This window comes from Neisseria subflava (assembly GCF_005221305.1).
GTDB classification, from domain to species: domain Bacteria; phylum Pseudomonadota; class Gammaproteobacteria; order Burkholderiales; family Neisseriaceae; genus Neisseria; species Neisseria subflava.
On record NZ_CP039887.1, the window covers coordinates 294956 to 309495 of the forward strand.

General features: G+C 49.5%; 14 protein-coding genes. 10 read left to right on the forward strand and 4 right to left on the reverse strand.

Annotation, left to right across the window (positions count from 1 at the left end; genetic code table 11):
* Positions 1 to 62: 62 nt before the first annotated feature.
* Positions 63 to 815, reverse strand: a complete 753-nt coding sequence (locus FAH66_RS01500; RefSeq protein WP_137040367.1) for a CPBP family glutamic-type intramembrane protease — start codon at positions 813 to 815, stop codon at positions 63 to 65.
* A gap of 205 nt (positions 816 to 1020) precedes the next feature.
* Here FAH66_RS01500 and FAH66_RS01505 point away from each other — a divergent pair, with 205 nt between their 5' ends.
* On the forward strand, positions 1021 to 1419 hold the full coding sequence (locus FAH66_RS01505) for a DUF350 domain-containing protein (RefSeq protein WP_208648077.1): 399 nt from the start codon (positions 1021 to 1023) through the stop codon (positions 1417 to 1419).
* A 50-nt stretch (positions 1420 to 1469) separates the two neighbouring features.
* The gene (locus FAH66_RS01510) at positions 1470 to 2483 is read left to right on the forward strand and encodes an SPFH domain-containing protein (RefSeq protein ID WP_137040369.1); all 1014 of its coding nucleotides are present in this window, start codon (positions 1470 to 1472) and stop codon (positions 2481 to 2483) included.
* A gap of 29 nt (positions 2484 to 2512) precedes the next feature.
* Here the strand turns inward: FAH66_RS01510 and FAH66_RS10770 are convergent, their stop codons facing one another.
* A complete protein-coding gene (locus FAH66_RS10770) occupies positions 2513 to 2689 on the reverse strand; it encodes a hypothetical protein (RefSeq protein ID WP_167480292.1) in 177 nt (58 codons plus the stop codon).
* Between FAH66_RS10770 and FAH66_RS01515 the strand changes: the two genes are divergently transcribed.
* From FAH66_RS01515 to FAH66_RS01530, 5 genes are all read left to right on the forward strand, one after another.
* The gene (locus FAH66_RS01515; protein WP_137040371.1) at positions 2688 to 4382 is read left to right on the forward strand and encodes a DUF4178 domain-containing protein; all 1695 of its coding nucleotides are present in this window, start codon (positions 2688 to 2690) and stop codon (positions 4380 to 4382) included. The genes FAH66_RS10770 and FAH66_RS01515 overlap by 2 nt on opposite strands.
* Positions 4379 to 4744, forward strand: a complete 366-nt coding sequence (gene speD / locus FAH66_RS01520) for an adenosylmethionine decarboxylase (RefSeq protein ID WP_137040373.1) — start codon at positions 4379 to 4381, stop codon at positions 4742 to 4744. Before FAH66_RS01515 ends, speD begins: the two co-directional genes overlap by 4 nt.
* Before the next feature lie 105 nt (positions 4745 to 4849).
* The gene (locus tag FAH66_RS10955) at positions 4850 to 5140 is read left to right on the forward strand and encodes a hypothetical protein (RefSeq protein WP_244284967.1); all 291 of its coding nucleotides are present in this window, start codon (positions 4850 to 4852) and stop codon (positions 5138 to 5140) included.
* A 65-nt stretch (positions 5141 to 5205) separates the two neighbouring features.
* Positions 5206 to 6183: a DUF4178 domain-containing protein gene (locus FAH66_RS10960; RefSeq protein ID WP_244284969.1), complete on the forward strand. Its 978-nt coding sequence runs from the start codon at positions 5206 to 5208 to the stop codon at positions 6181 to 6183.
* Between the two features lie 425 nt (positions 6184 to 6608).
* Entirely contained in the window at positions 6609 to 8213 is a 1605-nt protein-coding gene (locus tag FAH66_RS01530) for an NAD(P)-binding protein (RefSeq protein WP_137040375.1), read from the forward strand.
* Between the two features lie 66 nt (positions 8214 to 8279).
* On the opposite strand, the gene FAH66_RS01535 is transcribed toward FAH66_RS01530, so the two are convergent.
* Together FAH66_RS01535 and edd are read right to left on the reverse strand one after the other, a co-directional pair.
* Positions 8280 to 8918 (reverse strand): bifunctional 4-hydroxy-2-oxoglutarate aldolase/2-dehydro-3-deoxy-phosphogluconate aldolase, encoded by a 639-nt coding sequence (locus FAH66_RS01535; protein ID WP_137040377.1) that lies wholly within the window; start codon positions 8916 to 8918, stop codon positions 8280 to 8282.
* A 90-nt stretch (positions 8919 to 9008) separates the two neighbouring features.
* Positions 9009 to 10844 carry a phosphogluconate dehydratase gene (gene edd, locus FAH66_RS01540; protein ID WP_137040379.1) on the reverse strand — a complete coding sequence of 612 codons (1836 nt, stop codon included), beginning with the start codon at positions 10842 to 10844 and terminating at the stop codon, positions 9009 to 9011.
* Positions 10845 to 11325: 481 nt separating this feature from the next.
* Here edd and zwf point away from each other — a divergent pair, with 481 nt between their 5' ends.
* From zwf to FAH66_RS01555, 3 genes are all read left to right on the forward strand, one after another.
* Entirely contained in the window at positions 11326 to 12771 is a 1446-nt protein-coding gene (zwf, locus tag FAH66_RS01545) for a glucose-6-phosphate dehydrogenase (RefSeq protein WP_137040381.1), read from the forward strand.
* A gap of 63 nt (positions 12772 to 12834) precedes the next feature.
* Positions 12835 to 13530, forward strand: a complete 696-nt coding sequence (pgl, locus tag FAH66_RS01550; RefSeq protein WP_137041589.1) for a 6-phosphogluconolactonase — start codon at positions 12835 to 12837, stop codon at positions 13528 to 13530.
* Positions 13511 to 14491, forward strand: coding sequence for a glucokinase (locus FAH66_RS01555; protein WP_137040383.1), 981 nt, complete (start codon positions 13511 to 13513; stop codon positions 14489 to 14491). Before pgl ends, FAH66_RS01555 begins: the two co-directional genes overlap by 20 nt.
* Positions 14492 to 14540: the final 49 nt, after the last annotated feature.

Sequence of the window (14540 nt, forward strand, 5' to 3'; positions counted from 1 at the left end):
ATACAAGGCCGTCTGAAAAATGATGTTTCAGACGGCCTGGTTTATTCATCCAACCGTTGCTATTAAGCGCAAATCAAATAGATGAAGCCGGAGCCGAAGATATCTGCCAAGGCGTGAATCAGGAAAAACGGCAGCAGGTTTTTAACTTTGTATTTGTAGAAGAAGTAGTACATCAAGCCGAAAACAACGCCGATAACGGTCGCCCAAAGCATGCCTTGATAAGTATGGAAGGAGATGCGCACCAAGGTCGAATAGGCCAATGCCTGCCATTTGTATTTGTCTTCCACGCAGGTTAAAAGACCGAGGAAGCAGAATTCTTCGTAAAAGCCGTTTAAAAGGCCGTAGAGGATGGCCATCGGCGCAAGGGCGGCGAATTTGTCAAAAATGGATAATGGTTTGATATATTGGAAAATTTCAGTAGTGAAGTAATTGTAGCCGCCGCTTAACGAAGTCACCGCATCGGCGGTCAGACCCATCAGGATAAAAATTACAGGCGTCCAAAACAATACGCCTAAATTAAAGTGAATCGGCAACTGCTTAAAGTCGAAACGGCGAATAATGAGGTAAATCAGAGCAATAGCAAGCAGCGTCAGCTGCAGGCTCATGTTTTCCGAATAAGCCACGCCGGTTACCGCAGTATCGCGCACTTCTTCGGTAGCAGCGGCTGTTTCCACTTGCGGCATCAGGCTGGCGATATAAAGTTGGGTAGAACGGTAGGCAAATTGACCGAACAGGATGGCGGTTACAATCAGCATGTCAAACCAGCGCAGATGGCGCAAAGGCTCTTTAGGGCGGATGGCGGCGAGTATGCTCATATTCTCCTCGTTACTCTAATAAATAGCGGTGCGCAATAGTTACATAAATATACAAAAATTGTCAACAATTATCACAATAAAACATGAATTAAAAAATCTGACCGTTTCAGACGGCCTGAAGCGCTTCTAAAAATGCCATATTTCCGAAGGGTTTATCTTCAAAAATATGGCATAATCACTTTATTGCAAAACAAGGAATCTTATCGTGAGTATTTCTCTGTCCCAATATCTGCTTTACCTGCAATATATGTTGGCAGGTGTTGCCATGACTGTAGTTTTCGGTGCCGTATATCTGCGGATTACCCCTGCCGAAGAGTTGCGCCTGATTAAAAACGGCAACCTTGCCTGCGCCTTGTCGTTTGGCGGCGCATTGGTCGGTTTCTGTCTGACGCTTGCCTCAAGCATTGCCCACAGCATCAGCTTCATCGATTTTATCCTGTGGGGACTTGCCGCAGCAGTGATTCAGATTTTTGTCTATTTCGCTGCAACAATGATGATTAAAGGCGCTACCGCAGAACTCATTGGCAACAATGTCGCCGTCGGCGCGTTGTTTGGTGCAGTGTCCATCTCGATCGGCATTTTGAACGCTGCTTGCTTGACTTGAATACCCATACCTTGAATTTTGTATCCCGATTTATTTTATAAGGAACTGAAATGTTCAATTTTATCAAGAAACAGTTTATCGACGTCATTCAATGGCCGAATCCCGATGACAGCCTGCTGATGTGGCGTTTTCCAATTGCCGATGAGGAAATCCAAAACGGTGCGAGCCTGACTGTGCGTGAGGCGCAGATGGCGATGTTTGTCGATGAAGGCGTAACCGCCGACGTGTTCGGTCCGGGGCGTTACACACTCAATACGCAAACGTTGCCTGTGCTGACCAACTTGAAAAACTGGGACAAGCTTTTTGAATCCCCTTTTAAATCGGATGTTTACTTTTTCAATACCAAACAACAGCTCGCACGAAAATGGGGTACATCCCAACCTGTTACCGTGCGCGATGCCGAGTTTGGCGCGGTGCAACTGCGTTCGTTTGGTATGTATTCTTACCGTATCAGCGATCCGGCAAAATTCTTCAAAGAAGTCAGTGGAGTGGCGGCGCAATACAGCGGTGTAGACTTGGAAAACCAGCTGCGCAATATTGCAGTCACCCAATTGGCGGCCGCGTTTGGTAGCTCCGGTATCCCATTCTTGGATATGGCGGCGAACCAAGTTTTGCTGTCGCAAAAAATCGGCGAGTTGCTTGGTGCGGAATTTACCAAGCTGGGTTTGGCGTTGGAAAACTTCACTGTTGAAAGCATTACCTTGCCTGCGTCTATTCAGGCTGCGTTGGATAAGAAAATTTCGATGGGCGTTATCGGCGATTTGGGACGCTACACCCAATATCAAACCGCCGAATCCATCCCGCTTGCGGCACAAAATGAAGGCGGACTTGCCGGAATCGGTGCAGGCTTGGGCGTGGGTGCCGGTATTGGTCAGGCGATGGCGGGTGCCATGTCAGGCATGATGCATCCGAATATGCAACAGGCTCAGCAAAATGTTCAGCCGGCTGCCGAAGATCCGCAGGCGAAATTGATGAAACTCAAGTCTTTGCTGGATGGCGGTTTGATTTCGCAAGAAGATTTTGATAAAGCCAAGGCTGAAGTGTTGAAACAGTTGATTGGTTAATCAATTGAAGGCCGTCTGAAAAATATCATTCAAAGAAGCGTTGAGCTGCTTCTGTGAAAAGGTTTCAGACGGCCTTTTGAATCATTTGATTGAGTCCGTTCGGCGATTTGGTTTGTTTCTAATTTGAAATCATTGATAAAACCAGTTGATATAAACGTTAAGGCCGTCTGAAACATTCCAACCCATTCTGAAAAAAGCAAATCCATGTCTCAAACTCCTTTCTTTAAAACCGACTGCCCAAGCTGCGGCGCACCTGTCGAAGCACATTCTGCTTCTGCCGTGACGCTGGTGTGCGGCTATTGCAACAGCATGCTGGTGCGGCAAGATAACGGCGTTGTCGACTCCGGCCGTGATTCCGCATTGCTGGAAGATTTTAGTCCGCTGCAAATCGGAACCAGCGGCACATTTGTCGTGCAACGCTTTACCTTGGTCGGACGGCTTCAGGTGCAATACGACGATGGTGCGTGGAATGAATGGTATGCGCTATTTGACGACGGCAGGGCGGGTTGGCTTTCAGAGGCGGGCGATTTGTATGTGATGACCATGCCGGTCGAAGTCGATAATCCGCCGAAATTTGAAGACACGCGAGCCGGATTTAGCGAGCTGACTTTCCAAGATAAGCACTATATTGCCTCCGATGTCCGCAAAATCAGCTTGAAACGCGCCGCCGCGCAGGGTGAGTTGCCGTTTGTTTTGAAAGAAGATACAGAAAATCTGGTTTCCGACTGGCGTTGCGAAAACCTTTTCATCACGCTCGATTACAACGATAAAACACCCGAAGCCTTCTTCGGGCGGATGGTAAACCTAGATGATTTGAAGCTGGAAAACACGCGCCAAGAAGATGAAATTAAAGAAAGTGCAGGCCGTCTGAAAGGCAGTATTACCTCTGAAAACTGTCCTAACTGCGGCTCATCCATTCATTGGGTAAACGGGCTGACTTCCCATCTGAACTGTCAAAGTTGCGGTAGCGAATTGGCAGTCGGCAAAGATAAAGCGGAGCTTATTACCGCCAATAATCTGCGTTTGTCGCAGAATACGCTGTTTACTCTGCCTATCGGCTCGACAGGCCGTCTGAAAAATAAAGAGTTTCATGTTATCGGCGCAATCCGATATTTAGAAACAGATGCGCAGGAAACATTTGATAACTTGTTCAAAGGTGCCAAACATACATTGGCACCAGAAGGGCAGTGGACAGAGTATCTGCTTTACAACCCAACTCAGGGTTTCTTATGGCTGGTTGAAGCTGATGAAGGTTGGAATATTTCCGAAACCTTGAACGATTGGCCGCGCCTCGACCGCAACCGCCAACCGCAAGGCTATGGCAAACTTTATGACTATGGCGGACGGGTCAGGATTGCCAGCGGAGCGTTTTATTGGCGCGTCCGAAGCAGTGATTTGAACTATTACAGCGATTACCGAGACGGACAAAGCCGTAAGCTTGGTTCCGAACTAAACAGTCACGAAATGGCATGGAGTAGAAGTACACCCATTGCTTATCGGGAAATTGCAGATGCGTTTAATTTGACCAATAAAATATCATCTTACACCGTGAAAATGAGTGCAGATGATATCGATGAAAAATTACGACTTCTGATGATTGCTATTTTGGTTATCGTCAATATTCCGTCATTGTTTATGAATGGCTTCGATGCACTATTCGATATATTTCTTATCGGTTGGGGTGTCTATGCTCTTTTTATAGTTGGACGGAAGAGAGATGAAAATGGCGAACAGAGTATTTCCCGAGTGGGATATGTTATTTGTGCAATGGCTTTGATTGTTTTTGTTACGATGATGAATTATGCAGATTTGTCTGATTTGGATGATGACAGTAGCCGAGTTCATTCAGGAGGAAGCTATGGCGGTTATTCAAGCGGCTATTCCGGAGGCCATAAATGACCCACATGCCCGGTAATCATGGCCTATTAGACTTATACGGCTGCGATGAAGCCATCTTAAAAGATGAAGGCCGTCTGAAAACCGCTTTGGTAGCCGCCGCACAGGCTACAGAAGCCACCATATTAACCGAACACTTCCATACCTTTGGCGGAGCAGGCGGCGTAACCGGCGTTTTACTGCTCGCCGAGTCTCATATCAGTATCCACACTTGGCCTGAACACCACTTCGCCGCCATTGATGCATTTATTTGCGGCGGCATGAAATTGGAAAAAGTGAAGGAAATCTTGTGCAGGGAGTTGGCGGCTGAAAGGGCTGTTTGGACGGTTGCGCAACGTGGCGAAGGTATACTGGACGATATATAACCATCGGTTGAACAATAAAATCTGTTAGGCCGTCTGAAAGCATATTCAATCCGTTTTCAGACGGCCTTAAACCTTGTGCTGCTTAAACTGAAATATTGACACTATATGGAAAAAACGCCTTTTTTTAAAACCGATTGCCCAAGCTGTGGTGCGCCTGTGGAGGCGTATTGCGCTACTGCCGTGACGCTGGTGTGTGGCCATTGCCGCAGTATGCTGGTTGCTAGAAGCGGTAAGGGGAGGAGCGGATATTTTGTTGCCAATGCAGGGCGTGATTCTGCGTTGCTGGAAGATTTCAGTCCGTTACAGATTGGAACGAGAGGCGTTTTTGATGATCGGAAATTTACGCTGATTGGGCGATTGCAGGTGCATTATGATGTCGGCGCATGGAATGAATAGTATGTCTTGTTTGATGACGGGCAGACCGGCTGGCTTTCCGAGGTTGGCGATTTATATGCGATGACTTGTTTGCTGGCTCAGAAGAGGAGACGGGGCCGAAAAATTTTAAGTCGGTGAAAGCCGGTTCCAGTTCGTTGATCTTTAATGGCCAAACCTTTATTGCGTCAGACGTCCGCACCATACATTACTGTAATACCGATGCGCAAGGCGAGTTGCCGTTCAATTTATCTAGGAATCAAGCGACAGGCGAGGTTTGCGACTGGCGACGGGGCAATTTGTTTTTGACCTTGGATTATTCGACTTTTCCAATGAACTCCTACTTCGGACGCATAGTCAGTTTGGACAGTTTGAAGCTGGAAAATAAGCGCAGTGATGATGAAATCCGTGAAAGTGCAGGCCGTCTGAAAGGAGAGATTCTTTCTGAAAACTGCCCTCATTGCGGCGCTCCTGTTCATTGGCCAGGTGGTGTTACTTCTTTCCTTTTATGTCAGTCTTGCGGCAGTAGTTTGAACACGACAAAAGATACTGTTGCGTTGATGGAGGCAAATGCCCAAAGGAAAGAACAAGAAAACCTGTTCACACTTTCCATAGGTACGAAAGGCCGTCTGAACGATACAGAATATCTGATTATCGGGGCTGTAAGATTTGCTGAGATACCGTCCTATAACCAAAATCAGTCTGAATACTGGACGGAATATCTGCTTTATAACACGCAGCAAGGGTTTGCCTGGCTGATTGAGTCTGGAAAACGCTGGCGGTTGTCAGAAACCTTACACACATGGCCGGACTTTGATTCAAGTGGCAATCCTGCCGGTGAAATGTTGATTGATCATTACCGTGGGCAGGTCGAGGCAGCGGCTGGTGCGTTTTATTGGAAAGTCAAACAAGGCGATTTGCTTCATTATAAGGAATATAGCGGCAAGAAAAGTTATGGCCGGAATGTCATTCTGTGTTCTGAGCAGAGCAAGGATGAAATAGTCTGGAGTAAAAGCAGTCCTGTGTCTTACCGTCAAATGAGAAAGGCATTCGGCCTGTCTTTATGATACTAAGGAGATGCTCTCTTACTGGCTGAAGGGTGACAATAGAAATGTTGGGAGTAGAGATAATGTAGCCCGTATCATTGCTATGCTGATTCTTATCATCGTCAACCTTCCGGCCTGGCTGTCACCGCACCTACGTAGCCCAGTTGGTATAGCGGTCAGTCTGTGTGCGTTGGTATGGATATGAGTTTCTGACAGATATAAAAACGATCGTGATTACGAAGAAGAACGGGTAGGGACGATTATTTTCTTTGCTTTCATCATTTTTCTTACCGTCTTGTTCAACTATGTCCAAGCGGAAGATAGCGACTCATCGCATTCCGGCAGCTCCTATCATGGTTATTCGGCAGGGCATAAATAACGCGAGACCTGCTTAACCTCGTTGTACCGTTTTATTTTTATTTTTTCAGACAACCTTTTTATAAAACATGCTAACTCGCCGTCAATTTCTCAGCTATACCGCCGCGCTTGGCGCTGCCTCTGCTTTCTCTTGGCAGACTTATAAATACCTCAACCGCAAACCTCCGGTTTCTATTAACCGTGTCGGCTTGCCGTTGGGGCATTTGTTGCGCGACGGAGAATTGATCAATCAGCCGACCCGTCGTTATGAATGCAATACCTTGATACTCGGTGGCGGTGCGGCTGGTTTGGGGGCGTTGTGGTATTTGGCGAAGCATAATCACTGCGATGTATTATTGGCAGAAGGGTTTGAACGCAATGGCAACAATGCCGCCTATACGTCTTCAGCCGGCCTGAAAGCGCCGAGTGGTGCGCATTATTTGGCTTTGCCGTCGAAAGAAAGCGTGTATGTGCGCGAGATGCTGGCAGATTTCGGTATTTTGCAGCCGGATGGCAGCTTTAGGGAAACCGATTTGGTCTATGCGCCCGAATCGCGCCTCTTATATCAGGATAAATGGGTGGAACATTTATTGCCGAAAGAAGATGCGGATTCCAAACGGTTTTTTGATTTGATAGGCCGTCTGAAACAGGCTTACGGCAATGACGGTAAGAAAATTTTTGCTATTCCGATTGCGCTGTCATCGGCAGATGAAACATGGCGGAAACTCGATCATCTGACGTTAAAACAATGGCTTGAGCAAGAGGGCTACATCTCGCCTGAGCTTTTATGGTATCTCGATTATTGTTGCCGCGACGATTACGGACAAGGCATCGGGCAAGTGTCTGCCTTTGCCGGATTGCATTATTTTGCCGCCCGCAACAGCGCGGAAACCGTCCTCACTTGGCCCGAAGGTTTGGCGCATCTTTCTGAAAACCTGCGCCGTCATGCCGGTTTGCAGGAAGGTTGGCAATGGCCGCCTGAAAATAGTATCCATTTGGAGAAACCTGCTTCAATTAATGCTTCTGCCGTCAAAATCAAACCGCTTTCGGATGGCCGGATTGAAGTGTGGTTGCGTGATAATGCAAAAGGGGAAACCATTGCCGTCACCGCGCAACACGTTATCTCCGCCATGCCGCTGATGGTTGCCGCCCGCATTATTGAATCTCCCGAACAATTTGGTCTGGACATCCCAGAATACGCGCCATGGCTGGTTTCTAATTTTGAACTGCACAGTTTCCCGAAAGAAAAAAACAACAGCGAACTTGCATGGGACAACGTGGTTTATGGCAGTCAAGGGCTGGGCTATGTTGTTGCGACCAACCAGCTTATCCGGGTTGCCCGTCCTGAACGCACGATTTTTACCGCCTATGCCGCGCTCAACCACGATACGCCACAAGTCGTCCGCCGCCAGCTGCTTGAAGCAAGCGACGAAGAGCTGCTCCAGCTTACCGCCCAAGATCTGCTTACTACTTACGGCGAAGGCTTTTGGCGGCACGTTTCCCATGTTGACATTACCGTTCGCGGGCATGGCATGAGCGTGCCGAAACCCGGCTATTTAAGCGATGAGGCTTTATTAAAAATCAGAAGTCGAAATTCTGGATTATTATTTGCACACAGTGATTTAAGCAGCTATTCGGTATTTGAAGAGGCTTTGTATTGGGGTGTGGAAGCGGCACGGAAAGTGTTGGCTTAATTGATATAAAAAGGCCGTCTGGAATCATATTCAGACGGCCTTTGCTCTTTCAGCTTAATAACCCGATTAGGCTTTGGGTTTTAAAGCGGCAGCTTCGCGAGCCAGACGGGTGATGGTATCCCAGTCTTTGTTTTTGATGGCTTCTTTCGGAGTCAGCCATGAGCCGCCGACGCACAAGACGTTGGGCAGCGACAAGTAATCGGGGGCGGTAGCGAGGCTGATGCCGCCGGTCGGGCAGAAGCGCACGTCGGCATAAGGGCCGTAGAGGGCTTTGAGCATGGCTTTGCCGCCGACAACTTCGGCAGGGAAGAGTTTGAGGGTGTCGATACCGTGTTCCAAAGCCAGTTGGACTTCGCCCGGGGTAGCAACGCCGGGAATCAGGGGGATGCCGCTGTTGTGGCTGGCTTTGGCGAGGGATTCGTGCAAACCCGGGCTGATGGCGAAAACTGCACCTGCATCTTCGACGGCTTTGAGTTGTTCGGGATTGGTTACCGTACCTGCGCCGACGATGGCGTTGGGCACTTCTTTGGCAATCAGGCGGATGGCGTCGAGGCCGACAGGGGTGCGCAGGGTGATTTCGAGGGTGGGAATGCCGCCTTCGACAAGGGCATGGGATAAATCGACGGCAGTACTCAAGTCGTCAATCGCCATTACCGGCACAACTGCGCCGGCTGTCAGGATTTCGCGTGGGGTCAGTTTAGACATTTTAGGTCTCCGTTGGGGACTGTATCGTAATAGGGTCGTTAACATGGTTTCAGACGGCCTGATTGTTTTAAGAGGCCGTCTGAAAAGGGTTTAGGCAAATTCGCCGCCGAAGCTCATGGCGCCGGTTTCTGCGCTGCTGGTCATGCTGCGGAAGTTGGCGAAGAGTTCGCGGCCGCAGCCTTGTTGGTTCGCGCTCAAGTCGATGTGTTCGACTTCGCGGGCGTTCCATTCGGCCTCGTTAATCAGGACGTTGAGTTCGCCGGTAACGGAGTCGAAGCGGATCAGGTCGCCGGTACGGATTTTGGCGATGTTACCACCCATCAGGGCTTCGGGCGTCATGTGGATGGACGCAGGCACTTTGCCGGATGCGCCGGACATACGGCCGTCGGTCAGCAGCGCCACTTTGAAGCCGCGGTCTTGCAGGATACCCAAAGGCGGGGTCAGTTTGTGCAACTCGGGCATACCGTTGGCGCGCGGGCCTTGGTAGCGGACGACGCAGACGAAATCGCGTTCCAACTCGCCGCGTTCAAATGCCGCCAACACTTCGCGTTGGTCGTTGAACACAATGGCGGGCGCTTCGATGATGCGGCAGCCTTCGCGCACGGCGGACACTTTAATCACGCCGCGTCCGATGTTGCCTTTCATCAGGCGCAGACCGCCGTCTGGGGAGAACGGGTTGTCGGCTTTGCGCAGGATGTCGTCATTGCCGCTGGTTTCGGGGGCTTCGCGCCATTCGAGCTTGCCGTCGATAAGGAAAGGCTCTTTGGTGTAGTGGCGCATACCGTGTCCGACGACGGTATCGACATCGTCGTGCAACAAGCCTGCGTCCAGCAATTCGCGGATGACGAAAGGCAGACCGCCTGCTGCGGTAAAGTGGTTCACGTCGGCTTTGCCGTTGGGGTACACACGGATGAGCAGCGGGATGATGGAGGAAATTTCGTCAAAGTCGTCCCAGTTCAAAATCACGCCTGCGGCACGCGCCATAGCGACGAGGTGCATGGTGTGGTTGGTCGAACCGCCGGTCGCCATCAGACCAATCAGGGCGTTGATGAAGGATTTTTCGGTCAACATTTCGCCCAAAGGTTTGATGGTGCCGTTTTTGATGCCGCGCGCGAGGTGTCCGGCGGCGTAGCGGGTCAAGGCTTCGCGCAGGTCGGTATAGGGATGGACGAAGGCGGCGGCGGGCAGGTGTACGCCCATCATTTCCATCATCATTTGGTTGGAGTTTGCCGTGCCGTAGAAAGTGCAGGTGCCGGGGCTGTGGTAGGAACCCATTTCGCTTTCGAGCAATGCGTCGCGGCCGACTTTTCCTTCGGCGAAAAGCTGGCGGGTGCGGGCTTTTTCTTTATTGCCGATGCCGCTGGACATCGGACCTGCGGGGACAAAGATGCCCGGAATATGACCGAACGAAAGCGCGCCTATCATCAGACCCGGCACGATTTTGTCGCACACACCCATAAACAGGCTGACGTCGAACATTTGGTGCGACAGGCCGACGGCGGTACTCATGGCAATCACGTCGCGGGAGAACAGCGACAATTCCATGCCGGCATAGCCTTGCGTGATGCCGTCGCACATGGCGGGCGTACCGCCGGCAACTTGCGCGGTCGCGCCGTTTTTCTGCGCCTCGTCTTTAATTTGATCAGGGAAGTCTTTAAACGGCTGGTGTGCGGAAACCATGTCGTTGTAGGCAGTAATGATGCCTAAGTTGGGAACGGTGTCCTGAAGCATTTCGATTTTGATGCTTTTGGGCATGGAGGCGTAGCCGTGCGCCAAATTGCTGCAGCCGAGCTGGTTGCGCTCTAAGCGTCCCATCTGTTTGGCACTACGGATTTTCGCCAGATATTTTTCACGCGTCGGGCGGCTGCGCTCGATGATGCGCTCGGTAATCTCGGCGAGTTTAGGGTGAATAGGAGTGGGGTTCATGTGCTGTCTCCTGGCAAAACGATATGATAGGGATTTTGTTTGCGCGTTTCTGATTTTTGTATTGGGTGTTTTTCAGACGGCCTGGAGCTGTGGGAATAAATAATGAGTGCCGTCTGAAATGTTGAAGATTTCTCTTCGAAGTGTCTGCGTATTATAGTACAAATTCTGTAATTTTGTTACAGAATAATTCGCTAAGTGGAAGAAATTTGATTTAAATCGAGGTATAGTCAATTTGTAAAATGGCAGGCTGCAAAAGTCATCAAACTTTTATGTTAAATCAAACAATTTGTAAAAATGAGAATGGACAAAATCTGTAGTCATGTGTAGTATTACTACTCACTAGCCCGCTTGTTTGAAATTTTGGTGCGGGCGATTGGTTTTTTACTGCTTATTGCTTAAAGGCTTTTGATTTTAATTGATTTTTATGGATGACGACAGTCCAAAAGTTTTGAAGCAAGCTTCCTCAACGAGAGATGAAACGATGAGTACACAGACAAATTTTGATTTGGTGTTGTTTGGCGCGACCGGCGATTTGGCAATGCGTAAACTTTTGCCTTGCCTGTATCAGGCGCATGTAGCCGGTTTGCTTCATCCCGAAGGTCGTATTTTGGGTGTAAGCCGCAGCGAATTGGATACCGCCGGCTTTTTGTCTAAAGTGGAAACGAATTCTAAAATCCATGTCAAACAAAACTTCTCAGATGAAGCGTGGGCGTCGTTTATCCAACGTATCGAGTATTTAAAAGTCGATGTCACAGAGAAAGGCGATTTCATTGCCTTGGGCGACTTGGTAAAAGCACGCAAGAATACTGAAAATGTCGCGATCTATCTCTCAACTGCGCCGAAATTCTTTGCGCAAGCCTGTGAAAACCTTGCCGAAATCGGTTTGAATGCCGATAACGTGCGCGTGGTTTTGGAAAAACCGTTGGGTACGGACTTGGCCTCCTCCCAGCAAATCAATACAGATGTGGCCCGTTATTTCAAAGAAGAGCAAATCTACCGTATCGACCATTATCTGGGTAAAGAAAGCCTACAAAACCTGTTGGCCTTGCGTTTTGCCAATGTGATGTTCGAGCCTTTGTGGAACAACAAATATATTGAAAGCGTACAGCTGACCATCGCCGAGCAGTTAGGCGTAGAAGAACGCGGCGAGTTTTACGACATTACCGGCGCATTGCGCGATATGGTGCAAAACCACTTGATGCAAATGCTTTGTATGACTGCGATGGAAGCGCCGGCGAGCTTGGATGCCGATGCCGTACGCGACGAGAAAGTGAAAGTCATCAAATCGCTGAAACCGCTGACCATCGAATCCGTTAACGAAAATGTTATTCGCGGCCAATATGTTGCAGCAAACGGCATGAACGGCTATCTGGAAGAAGTCAACGTTCCGCAAGACAGCTTCACTGAAACCTATGTCGCCATCAAAGCCGAAATTGAAAACGAGCGTTGGAAAGGCGTACCTTTCTATCTGCGTACCGGCAAACGCATGGCAGGCAAAGTGGCGGAAATCGTGTTGAATTTCCGTCCGCTGCAAAACCATATTTTTGACAACAGCCAACCTGTGCCGAATCGTTTGGTTATTGAACTACAACCGACCGAATCCATCCGCCTTTACACTCAAGTGAAAACTCCGGGTGCAGGTAACAAAGTCGAAGTTACGCCGATTGGCGTGGACTTGGGCACAGTCGTAGAGGGCCGCCGCGCCGAGGCTTACGAGCGTCTGCTGCTGGATGTGATTAATGGCAGACTCGCTTTGTTCAACCGTCGTGACGAACTCGAAGCCGCTTGGGAATATGTGATGCCGATTTTGGAAAACTGGGCGAACAATACAACGCCTCCACATGCTTACGAAGCCCATTCTTGGGGTCCTGAAGCTGCGCGCGCGCTGTTGGCCCGTGACGGCAACAAATGGCACGAAGAGCAATAATATTTCTTTCAGACGGCTTTGTTTTCCAACAAAAGGCCGTCTGAAACCATGAAAGGACGAAACATGTTTGTTTGGCTCGAACAAGAAAACGCTGCAACTGCCGCGCAAGCTCTCGCTGATGCCGTTGCCGCCGCATTGCAAGCCGCGTTGAATGAGAAAGGCCATGCGGTTTTGGCCGTTTCCGGCGGTCGTTCGCCGATTGCGTTTTTCGAGGCTTTGTCACAAAAAGATTTAAATTGGCAAAATGTCGGCATTACTTTGGTGGACGAGCGTATTGTCCCTACCACGCATGCCGACAGCAATACAGGCTTGGTACGCGAATATCTGCTCAAGAATAACGCGGCCGTTGCCACATGGATTCCTGTTGTTGAAGACGGAAAGTCTGAAACTGAATTACAACCTGAAGTTGTCGTTGCTTACGCATTGAAATATTATAAGCAACCTGACGTGCTGGTGTTGGGCATGGGCGGAGACGGGCATACGGCGTCGTTGTTCCCTCAAGCGCCTCAATTACAGGCCGCAATCAATGAAGCTAATGATCCAACATTGATTCATACTACGCCGGTTACCGCACCGCATGAGCGTGTGAGCATGACTTTGGGTGCGATTGCCAAAACGCCGAATGTATTTTTGGCTATTCAAGGCGCAGAGAAAAAAGCGGTATTCGATAAGGCTGCTGCAAGGGCTGACACCGAATATCCGACCAGTCTGATTCTCAATCACCAAGGAATTAACTGCCATGTCTACTATGCACACTGAGGCTTATCCTCGTTTGGTCGCCGATATCGGCGGTACGAATGCCCGTTTTGCACTTGAAACTGCACCACAGGTCATTGAAAAAGCTGAAGTCTTGCCTTGCAAGGATTACGACACCATCGTCGATGCCGTCAAAATTTATTTGGAACGCGCAGGCAGCCCGAAAGTTTTGCACGCCGCCTTTGCGATTGCCAATCCGATTTTGGGCGACTGGATGCAGATGACCAACCACCACTGGGCATTCTCCATCGAAACCACCCGTCAGGCTTTGGGTTTTGAAACGTTGATTCTGTTGAACGACTTTACCGCCCAAGCTTTGGCGGTAACACAAACCGATAAGAAAGACTTGATACAAATCGGCGGTCAAAAACCAATCGAATTTGCGCCTAAAGCCGTTATCGGTCCGGGTACTGGTTTGGGTGTCAGCGGCTTGGTGCACAGCGCTGCCGGCTGGGTGGCGTTGGCAGGCGAGGGCGGCCATGCCAGCTTCCCGCCGTTTGACGATATGGAAGTGTTGATTTGGCAATACGCTAAAAACAAATACGGTCATGTTTCTGCCGAGCGTTTTTTGAGCGGCGCAGGTTTGAGCCTGATTTACGAGGCATTGGCCAAACGCGACAACATCAAACAATGCCGTCTGAAACCCTCTGAAATCACCGATAAGGCATTGAGCGGAACATCACCGATTTGTCGTCAGACTTTGGATATTTTCTGCGCCATGCTGGGTACGGTTGCTTCCAATTTAGCTTTGACTTTGGGCGCGCGCGGCGGCGTGTATTTGTGCGGCGGGATTATCCCGCGCGTGTTGGATTACTTTAAAACGTCTCCATTCCGCAGCCGCTTTGAAAATAAAGGCCGCTTTGAAGCTTATCTTGCCGCCATTCCCGTGTATGTCGTATTGAGCGAATTTCCGGGCATCGTCGGCGCGGCGGTCGCATTAGACAATCATTTAAATAACGTTTAAACACACAAACGGCGGTGCAGGGCAGGGTACGAAAATGTACCTTGTCCTG